The 22,546-nt window shown below is 35.6% G+C and carries 19 protein-coding genes; 9 read left to right on the top strand and 10 right to left on the bottom strand.

Annotated elements, in window-relative coordinates:
* Positions 1-37: 37 nt before the first annotated feature.
* Positions 38-1,741 carry a proline--tRNA ligase gene (locus ABXT49_RS02600; protein WP_416652935.1) on the top strand — a complete coding sequence of 568 codons (1,704 nt, stop codon included), beginning with the start codon at positions 38-40 and terminating at the stop codon, positions 1,739-1,741.
* Between the two features lie 47 nt (positions 1,742-1,788).
* Positions 1,789-2,553 carry an archaetidylserine decarboxylase gene (gene asd / locus ABXT49_RS02605; RefSeq protein WP_416653515.1) on the top strand — a complete coding sequence of 255 codons (765 nt, stop codon included), beginning with the start codon at positions 1,789-1,791 and terminating at the stop codon, positions 2,551-2,553.
* On the opposite strand, the gene ABXT49_RS02610 is transcribed toward asd, so the two are convergent.
* The 8 genes from ABXT49_RS02610 to ABXT49_RS02645 form a co-directional block, all read right to left on the bottom strand.
* On the bottom strand, positions 2,554-3,543 hold the full coding sequence (locus tag ABXT49_RS02610; RefSeq protein ID WP_416652937.1) for a putative transporter: 990 nt from the start codon (positions 3,541-3,543) through the stop codon (positions 2,554-2,556).
* 50 nt (positions 3,544-3,593) lie between these two features.
* The gene (locus tag ABXT49_RS02615) at positions 3,594-4,841 is read right to left on the bottom strand and encodes an HlyC/CorC family transporter (protein ID WP_416652939.1); all 1,248 of its coding nucleotides are present in this window, start codon (positions 4,839-4,841) and stop codon (positions 3,594-3,596) included.
* A gap of 80 nt (positions 4,842-4,921) precedes the next feature.
* On the bottom strand, positions 4,922-6,199 hold the full coding sequence (gene eno, locus ABXT49_RS02620; RefSeq protein ID WP_416652942.1) for a phosphopyruvate hydratase: 1,278 nt from the start codon (positions 6,197-6,199) through the stop codon (positions 4,922-4,924).
* Between the two features lie 81 nt (positions 6,200-6,280).
* Positions 6,281-7,387, bottom strand: a complete 1,107-nt coding sequence (dnaJ, locus tag ABXT49_RS02625; protein ID WP_416652945.1) for a molecular chaperone DnaJ — start codon at positions 7,385-7,387, stop codon at positions 6,281-6,283.
* A 74-nt stretch (positions 7,388-7,461) separates the two neighbouring features.
* Complete coding sequence (gene dnaK / locus ABXT49_RS02630) at positions 7,462-9,369, bottom strand: molecular chaperone DnaK (protein WP_416652948.1); 1,908 nt, start codon at positions 9,367-9,369, stop codon at positions 7,462-7,464.
* Positions 9,370-9,442: 73 nt separating this feature from the next.
* Positions 9,443-9,925 carry a pantetheine-phosphate adenylyltransferase gene (gene coaD, locus ABXT49_RS02635; RefSeq protein ID WP_416652951.1) on the bottom strand — a complete coding sequence of 161 codons (483 nt, stop codon included), beginning with the start codon at positions 9,923-9,925 and terminating at the stop codon, positions 9,443-9,445.
* Positions 9,922-10,497, bottom strand: a complete 576-nt coding sequence (rsmD, locus tag ABXT49_RS02640) for a 16S rRNA (guanine(966)-N(2))-methyltransferase RsmD (RefSeq protein WP_416653516.1) — start codon at positions 10,495-10,497, stop codon at positions 9,922-9,924. Before rsmD ends, coaD begins: the two co-directional genes overlap by 4 nt.
* A 25-nt stretch (positions 10,498-10,522) precedes the next feature.
* On the bottom strand, positions 10,523-11,560 hold the full coding sequence (locus ABXT49_RS02645; RefSeq protein WP_416652954.1) for a ribonuclease D: 1,038 nt from the start codon (positions 11,558-11,560) through the stop codon (positions 10,523-10,525).
* 104 nt (positions 11,561-11,664) lie between these two features.
* On the opposite strand from ABXT49_RS02645, the gene ABXT49_RS02650 reads away from it, so the two are divergent.
* The 4 genes from ABXT49_RS02650 to ABXT49_RS02665 are packed head-to-tail and all read left to right on the top strand — an operon-like array spanning position 11,665 to position 17,173.
* The gene (locus ABXT49_RS02650; RefSeq protein WP_416652956.1) at positions 11,665-13,743 is read left to right on the top strand and encodes a sensor histidine kinase; all 2,079 of its coding nucleotides are present in this window, start codon (positions 11,665-11,667) and stop codon (positions 13,741-13,743) included.
* Positions 13,740-14,315 (top strand): response regulator, encoded by a 576-nt coding sequence (locus ABXT49_RS02655; protein ID WP_416652958.1) that lies wholly within the window; start codon positions 13,740-13,742, stop codon positions 14,313-14,315. The genes ABXT49_RS02650 and ABXT49_RS02655 overlap by 4 nt, the downstream gene beginning before the upstream one ends.
* Positions 14,312-15,682 (top strand): Trk system potassium transporter TrkA, encoded by a 1,371-nt coding sequence (trkA, locus tag ABXT49_RS02660; RefSeq protein WP_416652960.1) that lies wholly within the window; start codon positions 14,312-14,314, stop codon positions 15,680-15,682. Before ABXT49_RS02655 ends, trkA begins: the two co-directional genes overlap by 4 nt.
* A 39-nt stretch (positions 15,683-15,721) precedes the next feature.
* Positions 15,722-17,173, top strand: a complete 1,452-nt coding sequence (locus ABXT49_RS02665; protein ID WP_416652963.1) for a TrkH family potassium uptake protein — start codon at positions 15,722-15,724, stop codon at positions 17,171-17,173.
* A 47-nt stretch (positions 17,174-17,220) separates the two neighbouring features.
* Here ABXT49_RS02665 and ABXT49_RS02670 read toward each other — a convergent pair whose 3' ends face one another.
* Positions 17,221-19,236 carry a sodium-translocating pyrophosphatase gene (locus tag ABXT49_RS02670; RefSeq protein WP_271537771.1) on the bottom strand — a complete coding sequence of 672 codons (2,016 nt, stop codon included), beginning with the start codon at positions 19,234-19,236 and terminating at the stop codon, positions 17,221-17,223.
* A 154-nt stretch (positions 19,237-19,390) separates the two neighbouring features.
* Between ABXT49_RS02670 and ABXT49_RS02675 the strand changes: the two genes are divergently transcribed.
* Positions 19,391-20,263, top strand: coding sequence for a DMT family transporter (locus ABXT49_RS02675; RefSeq protein ID WP_416652965.1), 873 nt, complete (start codon positions 19,391-19,393; stop codon positions 20,261-20,263).
* Between the two features lie 49 nt (positions 20,264-20,312).
* On the opposite strand, the gene ABXT49_RS02680 is transcribed toward ABXT49_RS02675, so the two are convergent.
* Positions 20,313-20,777 carry an Lrp/AsnC family transcriptional regulator gene (locus tag ABXT49_RS02680; protein ID WP_271556742.1) on the bottom strand — a complete coding sequence of 155 codons (465 nt, stop codon included), beginning with the start codon at positions 20,775-20,777 and terminating at the stop codon, positions 20,313-20,315.
* Between the two features lie 136 nt (positions 20,778-20,913).
* Between ABXT49_RS02680 and ehuB the strand changes: the two genes are divergently transcribed.
* Positions 20,914-21,756, top strand: a complete 843-nt coding sequence (gene ehuB / locus ABXT49_RS02685) for an ectoine/hydroxyectoine ABC transporter substrate-binding protein EhuB (RefSeq protein WP_271541642.1) — start codon at positions 20,914-20,916, stop codon at positions 21,754-21,756.
* A 121-nt stretch (positions 21,757-21,877) separates the two neighbouring features.
* The gene (ehuC, locus tag ABXT49_RS02690; RefSeq protein WP_416652967.1) at positions 21,878-22,546 is read left to right on the top strand and encodes an ectoine/hydroxyectoine ABC transporter permease subunit EhuC; all 669 of its coding nucleotides are present in this window, start codon (positions 21,878-21,880) and stop codon (positions 22,544-22,546) included.

The following is a 22,546-nucleotide window of genomic DNA, read 5'->3' on the forward strand; positions in this document are numbered from 1 at the left end:
AAAATTGAATTATTTATTGATATGAAAACCATTTTATATGAAAAGCAGTGATTTTTTAATCTCAACAGTCAAAGAAGCGCCTAATGATGCTCAAATCATATCTCATCAATTAATGATAAGAGCTGGTTTGATTTCTAAGTTAGCATCGGGACTGTATTCGTATCTCCCAATGGGTTTAAGAATAATCCAAAAGGTAGAAAAAATAATACGTGAGGAGATGAATAAATCTAAAGCATTGGAAGTATTAATGCCAGTTGCACAGCCTGCTGAATTATGGAAAGAGTCAAAACGATGGGATGAGTATGGTCCTGAGTTATTACGCTTTAAAGATCGTCATGATAGAGATTTCTGCATGGGGCCAACTCATGAGGAGGTCATTACTAATATTGCTAAACAGTATCTGAGGAGTTACAAACAACTTCCAATTAACTTTTATCAAATTCAGACTAAATTTAGAGATGAAATTCGTCCACGTTTTGGAGTAATGCGCTCTAGAGAATTCATTATGAAGGATGCCTATTCATTTCATATTGATGAGGAGTCTCTTGGGGAAACTTATCAGATAATGCATCAAACCTATTGTAATATCTTTGATCGATTGGGACTTAATTACAGGCCTGTCTTAGCTGATTCTGGCTCTATTGGTGGTGATAGCTCACATGAGTTCCATGTTCTAGCAGAGTCTGGAGAGGATGCAATTTGTTTTTCTGATAGTTCAGACTATGCTGCAAATATAGAGAGGGCAGAAACACTTCCTCAGGAAAAGCCAAAGACTGCTGAACAACCTTTAGAGAAAGTTGAAACGCCAGGAGTTAAAACTATTGCTGACGTTTGTAATTTACTAAAAGTTGAGCCATCAAGTGCCATCAAAACATTAATTGTTGAAGGTAGTGATGAGAATTTAGTTGCTCTAGTGTTACGCGGCGACCATGAATTAAATGAGGTTAAGGCATCAAAAATTGATGGAATTAAACAACCATTTCAAATGGCAGAAGAAGGAGTTGTCAAGAAAAAACTTGACTGCTCTTTTGGCTCCATTGGTGTTGTGAATCTTGATATTCCAATTATTGTAGATTTTGCAGCGGCATCTTTGTCTGATTTTGTATGCGGGGCTAATGAAAATGATAAGCACTTTACTGGTGTAAATTGGGAGCGAGATACTAAACAAATTATTACTGCTGATTTACGCAATGTTGTTTCGGGCGATCCTTCACCAGATGGTAAAGGTAGTCTTGAAATAAAAAGAGGTATTGAGGTAGGGCATATTTTTCAATTAGGAACTAAGTATTCAGATTCAATGAATTCTAATGTTATTGGAGAAGATGGCAGAGCAGTTAATATGAATATGGGGTGTTATGGTATTGGAGTAACAAGAGTTATAGCTGCAAGTATTGAGCAGAATCATGATGATAGAGGGATTATTTTTCCTGAAGCTATTGCTCCTTTCCAGCTTGTTATTGTTCCAATTAATTACAACAAGTCATCACGAGTTAAGGCTTTGGCAGATCAGCTTTATATGGACTGTCTAGAGCAAAATATTGAAGTGTTGCTTGATGATCGAAAAGAGCGTCCTGGAATAATGTTTGCAGACTCTGAGCTTATTGGAATACCACATCGACTGGTCATTAGTGATACTCATGCTGATAATGGTAAAATTGAATATAAATCAAGAAAAATGCCCGATAAAGTTGAAGTGGATTTTAAGCAAGTAGTAAGCTATATTCTTGATAAGTTTGATTGATGGCATTTTTTCAATATCTTATTCCTCAGCATTTTTTATCAAGGCTGATGTTCCGATTTGCCAGAATAGAAAATTCTTGGGTTAAAAATAATTTTACTCGCTGGTTTATTAAACAATACCAAGTTAATCTCTTAGAAGCTGAAATCGAAAACATCGAGGATTTTATTTCCTTTAATGATTTTTTTACACGTGCAATTAAGCCAAGTTTAAGACCAATATCTGAATCGGATATTATCTCCCCTGTTGATGGCGTTGTTTCTCAGTCTGGTAAAATTTATAATTCTCAAATTGTCCAAGCCAAAGGTCGTAAATATAGCATTTCAGCGTTAATTGCTGATAAGCCATTTAAAGAAATACAAAATGGAAGTTTTGCAACAATATATTTATCACCTAAAGATTATCATCGTATTCATATGCCATGTGATGGCGCTTTGATTTCGATGAAATATGTACCAGGTGACCTTTTTTCAGTTAACCAGAATACCGTAGATAATATTGATGGGGTTTTTGCTCGAAATGAACGTTTAGTTTGTTTATTCGAAACTGATTTTGGCGTTATGGTTTTTGTATTAGTTGGCGCAATTTTTGTAGGATCGATGCAAACTTCATGGGAGGGTTTAATCACCCCACCTTATTCTAAAGCAGTTAAAAACTATGATTATAAAGATCATCAGATTAAGCTATTAAAAGGCGATGAATTGGGCCGTTTTAACATGGGCTCTACAGTTATCATGTTGATGCCAGAGGGCTCCCCTGAGCTTAATCTTGAGGTTGGACAGGCCCTTAAAATGGGCCAATCAGTTACAGGTTAACTATACAGTTTCTAACTTATCCATAGCCTCAATTTGCGCCTCAAACTCCATTAAACGCTTATAGACACTTGCGAGCTCAATAATAGTAGGCCATGCTTTAAAAAGGTATTGGAGAGAGCCTTCTACTCTTCCAAACGCCCTAATTATTTGCTGCATTACTCCTAATGTCATAACTCCAGCAACTATAGCAGGGGCTAAAATAACATATGCAACTAATACATTTGCTTGAAGATAGGCAAGCCTTACAATATTAAAGTATAGGTAATACAAGTAATTCTTATAATTAATCTTTCTAACGCCTTCAAAAAGTTCATCAATATCTTTTGGCCTAACGGTGCCATCATCCTCCGCAATAACAAGTATTTTTCGATAGGAAGCTTCTCTTTTTTGAAGGTCATATTCTATACCTACAAGACCTAAGATCCATGAAGCTCCAATCATTAGAAGCGTTCCACCTACAGCCCAAATAAGGGCGCCAGTTACTAGGCCATATTCCCAGTCACCAAACCACATAATTGGAATACCGACTGCTAATCCCATTAATAACGGAAAGTACTCTATCAAAACCATGATAGATTCAATTAAAGCTGTTCCAAGACTTTCCATGATTCTAGAAAATCTAACAGTGTCTTCTTGAACACGCTGAGAGGCTCCTTCAATAGTTCGTGCTTTTTCGTAAACACTATGGTAGAACTCAACCATTGATGCTCTCCATCTAAATAAGAAGTGAGCTGTAAGGAATGAGGTTGCAAGGCCTAAAGCTATAGCTATTGCAGCAAGTTTTGCAAAGCTCCATAATCCACCGGTATATTCATCCATCGTAATTGCATTTGGAGCCCCAAGTGCTTTTTGAATCATGTCATAAAATTCACCAAACCATTCATTTATCATCACATCAATTTGAACTGTTATCCATAATGAGCTGAGAATAATTGCAGAGCCAAGATAGGCCCAAAGAAACCATTTTTTTTCAGTAAAAAATTTAAACATTATTTTTCCTTTTTGATTTGGAGATAGTTATTTATTGGTAATGATAATACCTAATTAACTTTGGTGATTTTAACAAGTTTTACACCTTGCTTATTTACCTGAACGATTTCAATAATTAGTGAATCCACTTTAAAAGAAACATTGTGTTGAGGGAAGCTTTGAAGTTGCTCAAGGATAAGACCATTAAGTGTTTTTGCATTGTCAAAAGGAAGGTTAACTTTAAGTTCTGCATTTAACTCGCGAATACTTATCCTAGGGTCTACAAGGTAACTTCCATCAGATTGTATATTGATTTCATCTATACTTTCACCTTGGGAGGAGGTAAATTGCCCAACAATCTCTTCCAAAATATCATCTAAAACAACCATACCTTGAACCTCTCCATATTCATCAACAACAATACCAAGTCTTCGTTTTTGAGTTTTAAAGTGTTCAAGTTGTTGAGATAGAGGGGTGCCTTCAGGAATAAAATAAGGCTCTCTTATTATCTCTTTAATTTTGGACATATTGATTTCATCTCTGGCGTATATATTAACAACATCCCTCATATGAATAGTTCCTATAATATTATTTTCAGAGCCATCAAAAATTAGTAAGCGAGTATGTTGGATTCTTTTCAATTGTTCAAATAATTCTTCTTCATTATTAATATCTGCACTTACGAGTTCGTGATGAGGAATCATAATGTCATCAACTTTGACTTTTTCAAGATCAATAATATTAAGAAGCATATTTTGGTAACTCTTAGATAACACTGATTTTGAATCAACAACAGCCATCCTGAGTTCTTCAGAGTTGAGAATATCTTTACTAATGTTCTTCAGTCCAAGAAAATTTAGAATAGATTTTGATATCAAAGATATTAGATATATTAGTGGCTTAAAAATTTTAATTAGAAGATCAAGAAGCCAGGAGGCAGGCAAAGCAATTTTTTCAGGGTTTTTTGCTGCAAATGTTTTTGGGGTGTTTTCAGCAAAAATTAAAATAACTAATGTTAAAGCTAAAGAGGCAATAATTACTGATCCCTCACCCCAAATCTTCAGAGCAAGAAGCGTTGCTATACTTGCAGCAAGTATATTAACAAAGTTGTTTCCTAGAAGAATTCCACCAATTAAGTAATCAATATTTTTTAGAAGCCTTTCTACTCTTTGTGCCTGAAGATTGTTTTTTGAGCTCAAGGTTTTTAGACGATAGCGATTCAATGCCATCATCGAAGTTTCAGATGCAGAAAAGAAAGCCGAAGCTAGAATTAGTACAAACAGTAAAACACTAAGCCAAAAAGTGGAAAGTGATTCCAATTAGTCACCCAAAATAATCAATCAAAGTTTATTTTAACCTTAAATTAGTCAAAAGTCTCTGAACAACTTGTTTGAGAGATTTATGATTGGTTTATAAAGGCAGCTAGACCAGGATATTTAGCTTCATCACCAAGCTCTTCTTCAATTCGAAGGAGTCGGTTATATTTAGCTAATCTGTCAGATCTAGACAAAGATCCTGTTTTAATTTGACCACAATTTGTTGCAACTGAAAGGTCTGCAATGGTTGTGTCTTCTGTTTCGCCGCTTCTATGAGACATAACACATGTATAGCCGGCATCTAGAGCCATTTTCATTGCATCAAAGGTTTCAGTCAGAGTGCCAATCTGGTTAACTTTTATTAGAATAGAGTTTGCTATATTATTTTTAATACCTTTAGCAAGGATCTTACTATTTGTTACAAATAAATCATCACCAACAAGTTGAACAGAATTTGATAATTTTTGAGTAAGCATCTCCCAGCCCTCCCAATCATTCTCGTCCATACCATCTTCGATCGAAATAATTGGGTACTTCTCAACCCATGATGCAAGGTACTCTGTAAATTCAGAGTTAGTAAGTTTTAAGCCTTCTGAGGCCAAATTATAAGTTCCATTCTTATAGAATTCTGAGCTTGCTGCGTCTATCCCAATAAATATATCTTTTCCAGGGGTATAGCCGGCATTATTAATCGCTTCAATAATAACTTCTAGCGCTTCTTCATTTGATTTTAGATCTGGAGCAAATCCACCTTCATCACCAACTGCAGTATTTAATGCTTTTTGTTCAAGTACTGCTTTTAAATGATGAAATACTTCAGTGCCATATCTTAATGCTTCTTTAAAACTAGGAGCACCTGCAGGAATTATCATAAACTCTTGAATATCAACACTATTATTGGCATGCTCACCACCGTTAATAATATTCATCATTGGGACAGGCATTTGAAAAGTTTCTGAAAAGTCAAATGAACGAAATAATGATTGGTTTTTATTTTGCGCATTTGCATGAGCGCAGGCTAAAGAAACAGCTAATATTGAGTTTGCACCTAATCTAGATTTTGTATCAGTGCCATCCATATCAATCATTTTATGATCAATGGCTTTTTGATTAGATACATCCATACCTTTAAGGGAGTCACTAATCTCAGTATTAATAAAATTAACAGCTTTTAAAACACCTTTGCCCAGATAGCGGCTTTTATCACCGTCTCTAAGCTCTAAAGCCTCTCTTTGTCCCGTAGATGCTCCTGATGGAACAATAGCCCTTCCAAGAATACCATTAGTTAAAATAACATCAGCTTCAACCGTAGGGTTACCTCTTGAATCCAGTACTTCACGTGCAATAATTTTTTTAATCATCTTTAAAAAAGGTTTTTAAGTTGGAGAAAAAAGTAATTTTATACTTGTGTAATTAATACTATGTTACAAATTGTTTCAAGTTTACTCAAAGAATGACTTCATTTTTCCAAAAAATGAATTTGACTCTGGGTGATGCTTTGCTTCACAAGAGTCTGAAAACTCTTTTAATAATTTTTTCTGTTTAGAGTTTAGATTAATGGGAGTTTCAATTTTCACCTGGCAAAGTAAATCGCCTGATCCATTATGTCTCATAGCAGGCATACCCTTACCGCGTAGTCTAAATAATTTAGAGGATTGCGTTCCTGCAGGGACTTTAATTTTGAGTTTGCCTTGCAAGGTTGGAACCTCTATTGAGCCACCAAGGGCAGATGTTGCAAAATCAATAGGGACTTCGCAATATAAATCATTTCCATCACGCTCAAAAATTGAATGTTCTTTAATCTGAATTTGAACATAAAGATCTCCATGAGGTCCACCACGTAATCCAGCTTCACCTTCACCGCTCAATCGAATTCGATTTCCAGTATCTACACCGGCAGGAATTTTAACTGAAAGAGTTTTTTGGCTTCTTACAACACCCTGACCACGACATGTACCACAAGGAGATTCAATTTTTTCACCTGAACCATTGCATTGATTACAAGGCCTTTGGACAGCAAAAAAACCTTGCTGCATAGTTGTTTGCCCTGTTCCGCGACAATTTACACAAGTTTTTACAGAGGTACCAGGTTTGGCGCCACTTCCAGAGCAAGGCTCACAGGTATCATTTTTGGGAACTCGAATTTTTACAGTATCACTTTCTGCGGCTTGCTTTAAATCTATTTCTAGGTCATAGCGAAGGTCAGAGCCTCTGTTATCTGGCTTTGAGTTGCCTCCACCAAAAATATCACCAAAAATATCACCAAAGCCACCACCAGATCCACCAAATGGATTTCCACCACCAAAGCCATTACCACCTTGCTCAACTCCTGCATGACCGAATTGGTCGTAGGCTGATCTTTTTTGAGGGTCTGAAACTACATCATATGCTTTACGGACTTCTTTAAATTTTTTCTCGGAACCAGCTTTATCATCAGCATTTCTATCAGGATGATATTTCATTGCAAGACGCTTGTAGGCTTTTTTAATTTTGGCCTCGTCTGCACCTTTATCAACGCCTAAAATTTCGTAATAATCTCTTTCTGCCATGTGTCCCTTATATTATTAAACCTCCCATGCACAGGACAAGGGAGGTTTTATTTTTATTGCGTTTATTATATTACTTACTTTTCTTCATTAACCTCTTCAAAGTCAGCATCTACAACATCATCATTCCCTTCAGATTTATCAGCTTCACCACCTTCAGCTGTAGCTTTTTCTTGAGCTTTTTGAGCTAAAACTTGCGCTTTTTCACTTAAATTTTGAACTTGAGTATCAATTGCTTCTTTATCATCACCTTTGATACTTTCTTCAAGCTCACTAAGCGCTGTTTCGATTGCACTTTTTTCATCGCCAGAAATTTCATCTTTTAGTTCTTCTAGGGATTGTTTTGTAGAATGTACTAAAGAATCAGCCATATTCCTTGATGTTACAAGTTCATGGAATTTTTGATCTTCTTCAGCATGCGCTTCAGCATCCTTAATCATTTTCTCAACCTCTTCATCAGAAAGACCACTTGAAGATTTGATTGTTATAGATTGTTCTTTTCCAGTATTTTTATCTTTAGCAGATACATTCAAGATACCATCAGAGTCAAGATCAAGAGAAACTTCAATCTGAGGCTGGCCTTTAGGTGCATTTGGAATGCCTTCAAGGTTAAACTGACCAAGTGATTTATTTGCACTAGCAACCTCTCTTTCACCCTGAAGAACATGAACTGTTACTGCCGATTGGTTATCTGCAGCAGTTGAAAAGACTTGAGATTGGTTAGTTGGAATTGTTGTATTCTTCTCAATCAACTTAGTCATTACGCCGCCCATCGTTTCAATACCTAGTGATAGCGGCGTTACGTCAAGCAGTAAGACGTCTTTAACATCTCCACCTAAAACACCAGCTTGAATGGCTGCACCCATAGCAACAGCTTCATCAGGATTTAAATCTTTCTTGGGCTCTTTGCCAAAAAAATCTTTTACCATTTCTTGAACTTTAGGCATTCTAGTTTGACCACCAACAAGGATAACTTCATCCACGTCACCACTTGATAGTCCAGCATCTTTAAGTGCTAATTTGCAGGGATCTATTGATCGTTTTAATAAATCAGCAACTAGAGATTCTAGCTTTGACCTTGTCATTTTGATATTAAGATGTTTTGGACCAGAGGCGTCCGCAGTGATGTATGGCAAACTTACTTCAGTTTGTTCTGATGAAGATAGTTCAATTTTTGCTTTCTCAGCAGCTTCTTTAAGTCTTTGAAGCGCCATCGCGTCTTTAGACAAATCTAAACCCTGTTCTTTTTTAAATTCTTCTACTAAATAGTTAATTATTCTATGATCAAAATCTTCACCACCTAAAAATGTGTCACCATTCGTTGAAAGAACTTCAAAGTGTTTTTCACCATCAATATCCTCCATTTCAATGATAGAAACATCAAATGTTCCACCACCTAAATCATAAACTGCAACTTTTTTATCACCTGTAGATTTATCAACGCCATATGCCAATGCAGCAGCTGTAGGCTCGTTTATAATTCTTTTAACGGTTAGTCCTGCGATTTTTCCAGCATCCTTAGTTGCTTGACGTTGAGAGTCATTAAAGTAGGCCGGGACGGTAATTACTGCTTCAGTAACTTCTGATCCTAAATAATCTTCAGCCGTTTGTTTCATTTTTTGAATTACACGAGCAGATATTTCTGGAGCTGCCATTTTTTTACCTTTAACCTCAACCCAGGCGTCACCATTTTTAGCTTTTATGATTTTATAAGGAACAAGATCAATATCTTTTTGAACGGCTTCTTCATCAAAGCGACGCCCAATTAACCTTTTGATAGCATATAGCGTGTTTTCGGGATTTGTAACTGCCTGTCTTTTAGCAGGCTGTCCTACTAAGATCTCATCCGAATCTTTAGGGTAAGCAATAATAGAAGGTGTTGTACGATTTCCTTCTGAGTTTTCAATTATCTTAGCAACACCCCCATCCATCACAGAGACACATGAGTTTGTTGTTCCTAAATCAATTCCAATTATTTTTGACATTCCATATACTCCTTGTATTTTTATATAAACCCTATTTAGGGATTTAAAATATTATTTCAAGGTATTAATGAAATTATTTTTGAAGCGTCTCGAGGAGTATTGTTTTGACTTGGGCTGGAACAAAAGGACTGATATCACCCCCAAGAGATAGAATTTCGCGAACCAAAGAAGACGAAATATTAGCAAACTCTTCGGAGGGAGTCATAAATAAAGTTTCAATTTCTGAATTGAGGCGCTTATTCATTCCGCTAAGTTGAAACTCATATTCAAAATCTGATACAGCTCTAAGACCTCTAATAATTATTTGAGCATCATGGTCTCTTGCAAAGTCAACTAGAAGAGAATTAAAACTTAAAACTCTAGTGTTGCTTAGAGATTTTATTGAGCTCTCAACTGCTCCAACCCTTTGATCAATAGATAAAAAACTAGATTTATTAGCATTTTGAGTAATGGCAATAATTACTTCATCAAAAATTTTTGATGCACGCTTTATTAGATCAACATGCCCATTAGTAATTGGGTCAAAAGAACCAGGATATATTGCAATTTTTTTCATATTGTCTCAAAGCTTATCAGACAATAGTGAACATTACCTGATTTTTTCTGTTTTCTGATTATACAGTCATATTCAATTTGATTTTTTAGGAGCGCAGGTGTTATTTCGAACTCAGACTCAATATAAATCTGGCTTTCATTATGTAAGTAATTTTTTTGAGATAACAGTTCAAGAGTTATTGGTATTAAATTTTGGTTGAATGGAGGGTCTAAAAAAACTAAATCGAAGGGCTTGTTATTTTGTTTATCAAGAAAGATAACTGAATCAGTATTATTCAGTTGATATTGAGAGTTACTAAGGAGCTTAAAATTTAACTCAAGGTTTTTAAAGACTTTTCTATTTTTTTCAATTAAGCAGACTTTTTTGGCTCCTCTGGATATTGCCTCCAGGCTAAGAGCCCCACTTCCAGCAAAAGGATCAATAATTGTCTTATTGGCAATATCAAATTGGAGCCAATTAAAAAGGGTTTCCCTTGTTTTGCCAGGAGTAGGGCGAAGACCTTCAGCGTCAGGAAAGTTAAATTTCCTTCCTTTAAGATTCCCTGCAATTATTTTAAAAGTATTGTCTTTGATAAGGCTAAAGTAATTAAATGGTAAGTTAAGATTCTAGATATGATTTTAGTCTAGATATTTTTGATCTCCATCCACTGTTAATAGAGACCCCTTTATTACCTCTAATGAATTTAACAAGATTTTTTGAAGAGCAAATAAGTTCAGGAGCAATATCATATTCAATTGCAATTTTTTTAATATATTCCTGTGCTTGATTTTTCTTTATCTTCTCATCAGCAGATAACGGTTTTTGAGTTTCAAGAGGGGCATGAAAGTTAGTTTCAATCTGGTTGGTGTTTAGGAATTTTTCAAAAAGCTTTTTAGAGCTTGAAGATAGCTTATTTCTACCAGTAGCGTAATCTATTAGGCGCTCATCAGACATTATCCATTTGCGAGGTTTATTTTCTTTCTTTGCAGTATCTTCTCGCCACATTACTAAGTTTATTGCCTGTTTTTGAGAATCAGAGTTAATTTTTGAAATTCCACTAGTTTTTTTTATAATTTTCTTGAAATTAGGCTCATAAAGATTTTTATCCAATAAAAAGCCAGACTCCTCCCATAGCCACTCCAGTTTTTCACTTTTAATTAACTCAGCTTTAAGAGTCGTGTAATGAGGAAGCAGGTACTTCACATCATCAAGAGCGTACTGTAATACATCCTCAGGAAGAGGCCTAGTTTTCCAGTCGAACCGCGTATATTTTTTTTCTAGATAAACACTTTGTAGCGTTTCTGTTAATGCTTGGTATGACACCTGAAGAGGATAATTTAACAGTGAAGCCGCAATTTGAGTATCAAAAATTGCATGTGGCATCCGTTGAGATAGGTGGTAAAGGGCTTCAATGTCTTGCCTAGCAGAGTGAATAACCCATATAGTTTCACTATCATATAGTTTTTCAAAAAGAGGCTCAAGATTCTTTATTGCAAGAACATCTATACATTCTAAGTCACTTCCAGCTGCAATTTGAATTAGGCAAAGTTCAGGGAAATATGAATCAATCCTTCTAAACTCAGTATCAATTGCAAGAAGAGATTGATCTTGGATACTTTGCAGATATTTGTTAAGTTGTGACTCGCTTATTATCAAAAGAATTATCTCAAATGTATTGTTGTATTTTATCAACAACTCATGCTAGTAATAATTCATTTATGAGATAATGAAAACACTTTAATATTTTATCAACAAAATTTATGTTGTTAAATCAAGCTTTTTCTATAAAAGAAGCTCCTCGCGCCTTGTTTTGGATAGGCATCTTTTTGATTTCATTTTCTGGAATGTTTTATCTCGGTTTAAATCCTGAGTTAATTGAGAAGTGGTATTTAGTTTTGGTTGGGTTTAATGTCTTAATGAGCTTAATTGCGATATATTACATTGTACTTTCCATGAGAAAGTTAAAACTAAATACGGAGCAAGGAGTAATTGGATCAAGATTCACCTGGTCTTTTATAAAAATTGTTCCAGTATTAGTTTTACTTCCAGTGCTATCGTTCTATTTATTTTCTTTTGGATCAATAAGAGATAACCTTCAAATTGCTGAAATGCAATTTGATGAATTTAACTTAAAGGTGGGCGGTGAGGTTGATGAACTCTATAGGAATACTAATAATGTTGCTATTAAGTATTATGAGGATAAAACACGCAATATAGGAAAGCTTGTCAATTATTTTGATGCGCCTAGGAAACCTGTTGCGCAAATGCAGTCAGTGCTAGACCTTTTAGTTGCTGACTTTTGGGCTTGTGAGTTAAAGCTATATGACTCTCAAATGAATCTTGCTGCAACGAGTAAAAGAGATGATTCAACCTGCTTATTGGATGGCTATACAGCTTCAACTGATGAGTTTACTTTAATTGCACACTATTCTTCAGATATCAATATTGAGAGTCTCGTTGTAAGGATGACTCGCTTTCGTGCTGCTGCAAAAGATGCTGAGTTAACACTTAATTCCTCTATTATTAAAACTCGTTTTCTGATCGACTTTACCTCAACAATTCTATTATCGGTCTTAAGTGCTTTGCTTATTGTTTTTCGTATGATTGATCAGTTAATGAGGCCAATGCATAACTTATCAGTTGCTACTAGAGAAATTTCTTCTGGAAACTACGATGTAGAAATTAAACAAGATCCTAAAAATAAGGATATGCAAGATTTAATAGGACATTTTAATGAAATGAGCAGTAGAATCAGGCAATCTAGAGAGGGTCTTGATACACATAACCTTTATTTAGAAACTATTCTAAAGTACTCTTTTGGTGTTATTGCCCTTAACCAAGATAAGAAGATACAAATTATTAATCCAGTTATTGGCAAAATTCTTCAAATTGAAGATGAGACGAAATTTATTGGGCAGTCGTATGATGTTGTTGTTAAAAATTATGAGAATCTAAGTCCACTTTTTTCATTTATTCAAGAGGAGATTGATCAAGATTCATTAGAGTGGGATAAAGAAATTGAGTTAACACTTGATGATAGGAGTCGCCTTATTTATTGTCAAGGCGCAATCTTGGAGGTGGAAAATAAAACTCTTGGTTACGTAATTATAATAACTGATATTTCCAAGCTAAATAGAGCACAAAAGAAAGCTGCATGGGGGGAGGTTGCTGTTCGTATGGCACATGAAATTAAGAATCCGCTTACTCCAATATTACTTTCTGCACAGAGGCTTAGGAATTTATTTTTAGAAAAGCTAGATAAGAAGGACTCTGCAATTATAAATAAAACAACTCAAACTATTATGGACCAGGTTGCATCTATGGACTCTATGGTTAGTGCTTTTGCAAATTATGCAAATACACCTGAAATTCAAAAAACCCCATCTTCACTAAATTCCCTAATAAATAAGTCAGCCGCCCTATATGATAATCATGATGGCATAAGGGTCGACTTAGACCTGAGTGGAGATCTACCTAAATTGCAACTGGATCGAGATGCTATTTCTAGAGTGTTAATTAATTTAATTAAAAATGCAACTGAAGCGAGGAAAGAAAAAAATAAACTAAATATTAAAATTAAATCTAGCATTAGCAAAACAGAAGGAATAGTCCGATTAACAATTATTGATGATGGTGAAGGGTTTCCTGAAGATATTATTGATAAAGTTTTTGAGCCTTATATTACAACAAAGGAAAAAAGTGGAGGGCTTGGGCTTGCCATAGTGCAAAATATTATCGAGCAGCATGATGGTCAGATATTTGCAAGCAATGTAAAACCGCATGGGGCTAGAATAACAATTGAATTCAGTATAATTGATGCTCTAAGGGAGATGAAATGAAACAAGATTCTACATTTGGCAAAATATTGATTATCGATGATGAGAGAGATAATACTGAAATTATTAAAGATATTCTTGAAGATGTAAGTTATACGACCATGCTAGCTAGAAGTGCTAGTGAAGCAAAAATAATAGTAGCCGCTAACACTTTTGATTTAATACTAATGGATGTTTGGATGCCTGGTCAAGATGGTATTTCACTTTTATCAGAATGGCACTCTGAGGGCTTATCAACTCCTGTAGTAATGATGTCAGGGCATGCTGAGCCAAGTGATATAGTTAGAGCGATGAAGCTTGGTGCTGTAGATTTTTTAAAAAAACCCCTTCATGATTTTTTACCAATATTGAGAAATATTATGACTCGTAAAGAGCCAGAAAAATCAACTCAGCAAGTTAGTGGTATTGATTATTCCCTTAAGCTTAAAGAAGCTAGAAATATTTTTGAAAGTCAATATTTACTTCACCATCTTTCAGTTAATGATAATAATATTGCAGTTGTTGCAGAGATTGCGGGCTTAGAAAGAACAACGCTATATAGAAAACTTAAAGATTTAGGGATTGATAAGAAATGAAAATATTAATTCTAGGCGCTGGCCAAGTTGGATCAACTCTTGCAAAGTACCTTTGTTCAGATGACGATAACGATATTACAATTGTTGATCAAAAAGAAGAAATGTTGACCCCATTACAGAGGCATTTAGATATAAAAACTGTCATTGGCTATGGAGCATATCCTAGCGTTTTAGAAAAAGCTGGTATTAAATCCATGGACGTAGTTATTGCTGTAATGCGCTCTGATGAGCGAAATATGGTTGCTTGCAGAATGGCGCATACCTTATATAACGTAAAGAAAAAGATTGCTCGAATAAGGACCACTGAATATTTACTCAGACCGGAAATATTCTCTAATGATGCTTTACCAATAGACTTTTTAATTACACCTGAGAATTTAATTACTGAATATATTCAGGGTATTGTAGAGCAGCCTGGGGCCTCTCAAGTATTTGATTTTGAAAATGGACTAGTTCAACTAGTTGAAACGCGCGCTTTCATTGGAACGCCAATTGTTAATAGACCAATTAAAGAGCTCCATGAGCATATGCCTGATGTAAAAATACGCATAGTAAGTCTTTACCGAAATGAAAAAGCCATCCCTGCTAAAAGTGATACCATTATAAGAGAGGGAGACCAAGTCTACTTCCTAGCTAAAAAAGATCATATTTCTAGAGCTTTAAAAGAGTTTAGACGTGCTGAAAATACCTATCAAAAAATCTTCATTGCTGGAGGAGGAAGTATTGGTATTAATGTTGCTAGACTTCTTGAGGAGACTCACAATATAAGGATTATTGAGCTAAGTGAAGATAGAGCTAAGTATTTAAGTGAGAAGCTTAATAATACCTTGGTGCTTCAAGGTAACGCTTCTGATGAAGACCTGCTAAAGGAGGAAGGCATTGAAAATACAGATCTATTTTTAGCTTTAACTGACTCAGATGAAGTAAATGTTATTGTATCAATTTTAGCTAAGCGTTTAGGTGCTCATAAAACTATTGCACTAGTCAAGCGTGATGTTTATGCAGCTCTCGCTGAGCAAAGTGGAGATGTAGATATTATTGTTTCTCCTGACCAAATTACAGTAAGTGGAATCTTATCTCATCTTAGGAAGGGTGACTGTATGAAGGTTCATTCCTTGCAGCATGGAAAAGCTGAGGCAATAGAGATAGTGGTTCATGGCAATGAAAAAACATCTGAGGTAGTTGGAGTTCAAATTAAAGATTTGCCTTTACCTGAAGATGTAGTGGTTGGAGCTATTGTAAGAAATGATGAATTATTAATGGGCTCAAAAAAACTAGTTATAGAAGAGGGAGACCACGTTTTAATGGTATTAATGGATGTTGGTAAAATTCATGAAGTTGAGACTTTATTCCTTGAGAATGATTAGTAGTTACTTCCAATCAAATACTAAAAAGGTATGGGCTAAATGCAGTTAAGTATTGTTGCAAAAACTTTAGGCCTTCTTTTAATGGTTTTCAGTTTTGCGCAGGTACCTCCAATATTAGTAGACTTGATATACTCAGAAGGCGAGTACCTAACTTTTGTATTTTCATTTATCCTGACAGTGTTTGGAGGCCTTGTATTATGGTGGCCATTTAGAGCAATTAAGAAAAGCTTTCGACTTAGAGAAGGCGTTTTAATAGTAGTCAGTTTTTGGATTGTTTTATCTCTTTTTGGAACACTGCCTTTTCTAATAACTGAATCGATTAGTAATCTTACATTTTCTAATGCATTTTTTGAGTCAATGTCTGGCTTAACAACAACGGGCGCGACTGTTTTAAGTCAACTTGATGATTTACCCAAAAGTATTCTTTTTTATAGGCAACAACTTCAGTGGCTTGGAGGTATGGGAATTATTGTTCTTGCTGTTGCAGTCTTGCCTCTATTGGGCGTTGGAGGAATGGAGCTTTATCATGCAGAGTCAAGTGGTATTGCGAAAGATAGGCTTACGCCAAAGTTGCGAAATACTGCGATAGCTCTTTGGAAAATTTACCTTTCGTTGACTGTTTTATGCGCACTTGCTTATTTCTTTTCAGGAATGTCTATTTTTGATGCGATTAGTCACAGTTTTTCTACGGTTGCAATTGGGGGTTTTTCAACTCATGACGGCTCTATTGGTTATTTCAACTCGATACCAATAGAAATGATTGCTATGTTTTTTATGTTTTTAGCGGGTGTTAACTTTTCATTACACTTTGTGGCGTGGAATAACCGCTCACTAGTTGATTACATTAAAGATTCTGAATTTAAAACCTATGCAATGGTTTTATTTTCTGCATCTGCTATTGTAATAATTGCTCTTTCTCTAAATGGTGAGTATGGCTCAACTTCAGAAACAATAAGACACAGCTTATTTCAAACTATCTCAATAGCTACCACAACCGGCTTTACCTCACAAAATTACAGTAACTGGCCTGCAGCAATTCCCGTTTTCCTAATAATGGTTAGTTTTATTGGCGCATGTGTTGGGTCAACTGGAGGCGGAATTAAAGTGGTTCGGGTACTAGTCATGTTTAGATTAGGAATGAAAGAAATACATAAGTTTATACGCCCTAATGCTCAGGTTAGTATTAAGTTAAATAAGGCAAGTATTAATGAAAAAGCCTTAGTTTCAGTTCTTGGTTTCTTTTCACTATACGCTATTTCTTTTATTTTTATTATGATGTTGTTAATGTTTGCAGGTTTAGATCAGGTAACTGCCTATTCTGCAACAGCAGCAACGATGAATAACCTTGGCCCAGGCCTTGGAGAAGTAGCACAAAACTATGGATCTCTGGGCGAAACAGCTAAGTGGATTTTGAGTTTTTCAATGCTTATTGGAAGGCTTGAGGTTTTGACCATTATTGCCATTTTCCATAGGGCTTTTTGGAGGCATTAATAAGTTTATCAGCCCCACCAGGATGGCAGGGCCGATAGAGTAACTTTTTACAATAACGGCGCAATTACTAAACTTACAATCGCCATTACATTGATAAGAATGTTCATGGCTGGACCAGAGGTATCCTTAAACGGGTCACCAACAGTATCCCCTACAACAGTAGCTGCATGAGTATCAGTACCTTTGCCGCCTAAATTTCCTTTTTCAACATACTTCTTAGCGTTATCCCAAGCACCGCCTGCATTAGCCATCATTAAAGCCATTAGAACACAGCCAAGAAGAGCACCACCAAGCATTCCACCAAGTGCCTCAGGACCAATAAGGAATCCTACAATAACGGGGGCTGCTACTGCAATGACTCCTGGAAGAATCATTTTCTTAAGTGCTGCAGTTGTAGCAATATCAACGCATTTAGCAGTATCTGGCTCTGCTTTACCTTCTAGAAGTCCTTTTATCTCTTTAAACTGTCTTCTTACTTCTTCAATCATTTCAAAAGCAGCATCTCCAACAGCAGTCATCGTAAGAGAGGCTATTAAGAATGGAATCGTGCCACCAATAAATAAGCCAATTAAAACGTCTGCACTATTTAACTCGAGTATAAAGTTCATACCCATTGCGGCGTAATTAGCACTAACCGTCTCAGTATAGGCAGTAATAATCGCAAGAGCAGCAAGAGCAGCAGCGCCGATCGCAAATCCCTTACCAATAGCTGCAGTTGTATTGCCAAGCTCATCAAGAGAGTCTGTAATCTTACGAGTATCCTCTCCAAGTCCAGCCATTTCTGCAATGCCGCCTGCATTATCTGCAATTGGTCCATAAGCATCAATTGCCATAGTCATACCGACCGTTGCAAGCATTCCTATTGCAGCAATACCAACACCATACAAGCCAACAAAAAGATTAGAGACATAAATAATTAAGCAAATCATCAATACTGGAATTACAACAGATTGCATTCCTATTGCTAAGCCTTTAATCATTACTGTTGCAGCACCAGTTTTTCCAGATTCCGCAATATCTCTAATTGGCTTTCCAGCAGTATAGTATTCAGTAACAAGACCAATAATGATTCCGCCAAAGCTTCCCATTAGGACAGCTACCCAAATAGAATTTGAGACATCTAAAAAATCGATTAGGAAGTAAGATGTAACGATAAATAATAAAGCAGAGCCAATTGTTCCCATTCTCAAAGCAGATTCAGGTGATTTATTTGAAGATAATTTAACAAATAAAATTCCAAGAATTGAGCACACTAAGCCAAGTGATGCAAGCGCTAAAGGAAGAGACATTAACTCAGCTCGGTTTCCACCAAGTGAAGTAAGGCCATCAATAGCAAGAGTAGAGGCAATTGCTATTGTTGCAATCATTGAGCCACAATATGACTCAAAGATATCTGAGCCCATACCAGCTATATCACCTACATTATCACCAACATTATCCGCAATAACTGCAGGGTTGCGAGGATCGTCTTCTGGGATTCCTGCTTCTAATTTACCAACTAAGTCAGCTCCAACATCAGCACTCTTGGTAAAGATACCGCCGCCAACACGAGAGAATAGTGCAACAACTGACGCACCCATAGCAAAACCATGGAGAGCTTCTGAATGCTCTGCACCAAAGAAGTAGTAAAGTCCGCCTAATCCTAATAAACCAAGAGCCGCAACCGATAAACCCATTACTGAGCCACCAAAGAATGCAACAGTTAGGGCAGCAGAGCTTCCACTATCATGAGCCGCTTGAGCTGTTCTTACATTAGCAATAGTTGCTGTGTTCATACCTATATAACCAGCGGTGGCAGAAGTAACAGCTCCGACAAAGAAACATAAGGCACTTAAAGGGCCAAGGAATATATAAAGTAATACTAATAGGGCTAAAGCAAACATGCTTAGCATTTGATATTCACGCTTCATGAAAACAATCGCGCCAATATGAATTTGTTCACCAATTTTTTTAACGTCACCACTTCCGCCATCTTGTTTACTTATCCATTGATATATAAATACAACAATAAGTAAGCCCAAAACACCAAGTGCAGGTGCTATTAAATTTTGATCAAAATCCATTTCCTCTCCTTAAAATAAAATGAAGCGGCAATGATATCCTAAAGTGTTTAAAAATTGGAAAAAAAATACCAGTTTTGAATTGAAATGAACTAAATTAGCTATAAATTTATCTTATAAAATTAAATTTATAAATTTTTGTTGTTTTGGATTCAAAATGTTTGTAATTCGATTTGCACTTCTATCCTCTTTTTTTTATGCACTTAATGTAACCATGGTGCCATTAATTTATACTTTTGAGATTAGCGCTTTTTTATTTTTATTTGTTCGTTTTGGCACAACTTTCGGTACTTCACTGCTTGTTACCAAAAGTCTTTTCTCATTTAGTGAAATTAAACATCAAAAACTGGGCATTTGGATTCTTATTCTTTCTATTTTATTTGGTGTTCAGTCCTGGCTTTATGTTGAGGCAGTAAAATATATGTCGGTAGGGCTTGCTAGTGTGGTGCTTTTCACTTACCCCTTAATTACCTATTTAATAGTATCACTGACAAAGCGAAGATCACTCGATTTAATAACAATACTAATGTTCATACTTGCAACTCTAGGAATTGCTGCGATCTCTCATAGCTCAGAAGGCTTTTACACAATGGTAATTGGGATAGTTTTAGCCTTATTTTCAGCAATGACCTACTCTTTAATTTTAATTACAACGCCAAAAGTGAGTGGTTTACAAAACTGGGAAATTGTTAAATATACTACTCTCATTCCAGCGCTTACCTTTTTATACTTATTTATAAATGAGACTGGTTTTTATTGGCCGCAAAATGAAGGAATAATTCTGTCTCTCATTTCGGGAACTTTTTTTGCCACAGGAATGATGTTTTATCACATGTCCGTTCGTAAATATGGCCCTATAAGAACTGCTAATATTGGCTATACAGAGCCTCTATTGGTGTTAGTTTTCGGTTTTATGGCGTATTCAGATGCAATTACTATTACTCAAGGAGTAGGGGTAATCATGGTAGCAATTGCTTCAATTACAATTGAGAGGAGGCAATTAAAGCAAGATAAACGACTTAAGATGTAAACTGTCCTTTATGAGCTAATAGCTCATTTATATTTAACTGAAAACAAAGCTAGTCAATTGGAATAGATAAATTTTCTTTAACTTTATTCATAACCACCATTGAACTAAAGCGTTTGATATTTGGATTTTCTAAAAAATATTTTTTTGTAAAATCTTCATAATCTCCCATTTCTTTAAAGGTCGCCATTAAAACATAATCATAATCACCAGTAACGTAGTAACACTGCATAACTTCTGGGGCATCAAACATTGTTTTTTTAAATTGAATATCAGGCGCTGTGCCTTCTATATCACTCAGTATCTGTACTATAATGGTAATTTTTCTATCCAGTTGATTACGATCTAAAACTGATATATCTCTTTCTATAATGCCAGTTTTACGCATTGAATTTAATCTTCTTTGACAAGCCGAAGATGATAATCCCACTTCTTTCGCTAACTGCTGAGAAGTAATCTTATTATTTTCTTGGACAATTTTTAGAATTTTGTAATCAAAACTATCTAATTTATTCATAATACGATGTTATCACATAATTTATTTAAAAAAATCAAAATAATGCGTAAATTATGCAAATTTTAGCAAATCTAAATCTTTCTAATCTTAATGATAGTGTTAAACTTTCTCTTCATAAATAAAAAAGGAGAACTTTATGAAAAAAATCATTTCGATTTTTACATGTTTTTTTCTTGTTTTAGGTTTAGCACAAACATCTTCTGCTGAATCTGATACATTAAAAAGACTTAAGAAACAAGGATATGCAACAGTTGCTGTTGCAAATGAACCACCTTACAGTGATATTAAATCTGATGGCTACGTTACTGGTGCTGCACCAGATGTTGCGCGTGCTGTTCTTGCCGTTCTAGGTGTCCCAGAGTTAAAAGCTGAGGTTATTATGTATGGCGCTATGATTCCTGCTCTACAAGCAAGAAGAGTAGATATGGCAACTTCTGGTCTTTACATTAAGCCTGGTAGATGTGAGTCTATCATTTATTCTGAGCCTGATTTATGTGGTGCTGAAGCTTTTGCTGTTCCAGCTGGAAACCCAAACAACCTATTAACTTATGAAGACATTGCTGCTAACCCAGCTTTAAAAATGACTACATGTGCTGGTTGTGCTGAAGAAAAATATGCTTTAGAGCGCGGTGTAAGTGCTGATCAGATTGTTTATTTTGATGCGCCTCCAAGTGGTATTAAGATGCTACAACAAGGTAGAGTTGACGTTTTTGCTCTATCAGGTTTAGGTACAGCAGATCTACTTAATAAAACTAATGATCCAAACCTTGAGTTAATAATGCCTGTTACAGGTGTTCCAATGGGTTGTGCTGGTGCAGCATTTAACAAGGATGATTTAGAGTTCAGGTCTGAATACAATATGGCTTTAGCTATGTTAAAGGCTACTGGAGAGTTTGAGGCAATTATTGCGCCTTATGGTTTCTCTGCAGCTGCAACTGCTTCGAAGTCTTATTTGACTCAATGTCCTGATGGAATGTAAATTTATTCTTTAACCTTATTCTGCCCTGTAAATATTAGTGGCAGTGTTTGTTTTTAGAGTTTATTTAGTAACCTAATCTGCCCTGTCGTTTTTTACAGGGCAGTTTTTTTTAGAGTTTTTTATGAATGAAGTTTTAGAGTTTTACCCACTACTTATTAAAGGAACTATCACAACGATACAGTTGACTGTAATGGGTGCAATCTTAGCACTCATTGTTTCATTTATTGTTGGAATTGCACGAATATCTTCATTTGCCTCAGTAAGAGTTGCAGCAATTATTTATTTAGAATTTTTTCGTGGCAGTTCAGCTCTTGTTCAAATGTTTTTTATTTATTTTGTTTTGCCAATGTGGGGCATTTATTTTGATGCCATAACTGCCGGTGTTATTGCTTGTGGCCTGAATGTTGGTGCTTATGGGTCAGAAGCTGTAAGAGGAGCTATACTTGCTGTTAGCAAGGAGCAACATGAGGCATCAAAAGCTTTAAACTATTCAAGTTACGAGAAATATAGATACGTTATTATTCCTCAAGCAATTCCAATTATGATTCCTACATTTGGGAATCTACTTATTGAGCTGATGAAATTAACAGCAGTATGCTCTCTTATTACTATTTCAGATCTTACTTTCATGGCCCAAATAATTAGGGTTCAGACTGCTTTAACATTAGAGCCATTCCTATTAATTCTCATTATTTATTTTATTATTGCTACAGTCTTAGTTCAGATAGTAGATATGATTGCTAAGAAGTTTTCTAAAGGTAGAAATATTATGACTGCAGGAGACAAGTAG

The sequence above is a fragment of the Candidatus Pseudothioglobus sp. Uisw_086 genome (assembly GCF_048085745.1).
Classification (GTDB): domain Bacteria; phylum Pseudomonadota; class Gammaproteobacteria; order PS1; family Pseudothioglobaceae; genus Pseudothioglobus.

Excerpts from the sequence above, each read along its gene's own strand:
- dnaJ (WP_416652945.1), bottom strand. The coding sequence starts at position 7,387 with ATGGCAGAAAGAGATTATTACGAAATTTTAGGCGTTGATAAAGGTGCA.
- ehuC (WP_416652967.1), top strand. The coding sequence starts at position 21,878 with ATGAATGAAGTTTTAGAGTTTTACCCACTACTTATTAAAGGAACTATC.
- ehuB (WP_271541642.1), top strand. The coding sequence starts at position 20,914 with ATGAAAAAAATCATTTCGATTTTTACATGTTTTTTTCTTGTTTTAGGT.
- ABXT49_RS02665 (WP_416652963.1), top strand. The coding sequence starts at position 15,722 with ATGCAGTTAAGTATTGTTGCAAAAACTTTAGGCCTTCTTTTAATGGTT.
- ABXT49_RS02670 (WP_271537771.1), bottom strand. The coding sequence starts at position 19,236 with ATGGATTTTGATCAAAATTTAATAGCACCTGCACTTGGTGTTTTGGGC.
- dnaK (WP_416652948.1), bottom strand. The coding sequence starts at position 9,369 with ATGTCAAAAATAATTGGAATTGATTTAGGAACAACAAACTCATGTGTC.
- eno (WP_416652942.1), bottom strand. The coding sequence starts at position 6,199 with ATGATTAAAAAAATTATTGCACGTGAAGTACTGGATTCAAGAGGTAAC.
- asd (WP_416653515.1), top strand. The coding sequence starts at position 1,789 with ATGTTCCGATTTGCCAGAATAGAAAATTCTTGGGTTAAAAATAATTTT.
- ABXT49_RS02600 (WP_416652935.1), top strand. The coding sequence starts at position 38 with ATGAAAAGCAGTGATTTTTTAATCTCAACAGTCAAAGAAGCGCCTAAT.
- ABXT49_RS02675 (WP_416652965.1), top strand. The coding sequence starts at position 19,391 with ATGTTTGTAATTCGATTTGCACTTCTATCCTCTTTTTTTTATGCACTT.
- trkA (WP_416652960.1), top strand. The coding sequence starts at position 14,312 with ATGAAAATATTAATTCTAGGCGCTGGCCAAGTTGGATCAACTCTTGCA.
- ABXT49_RS02680 (WP_271556742.1), bottom strand. The coding sequence starts at position 20,777 with ATGAATAAATTAGATAGTTTTGATTACAAAATTCTAAAAATTGTCCAA.
- coaD (WP_416652951.1), bottom strand. The coding sequence starts at position 9,925 with ATGAAAAAAATTGCAATATATCCTGGTTCTTTTGACCCAATTACTAAT.
- ABXT49_RS02650 (WP_416652956.1), top strand. The coding sequence starts at position 11,665 with ATGTTGTTAAATCAAGCTTTTTCTATAAAAGAAGCTCCTCGCGCCTTG.
- ABXT49_RS02610 (WP_416652937.1), bottom strand. The coding sequence starts at position 3,543 with ATGTTTAAATTTTTTACTGAAAAAAAATGGTTTCTTTGGGCCTATCTT.
- ABXT49_RS02655 (WP_416652958.1), top strand. The coding sequence starts at position 13,740 with ATGAAACAAGATTCTACATTTGGCAAAATATTGATTATCGATGATGAG.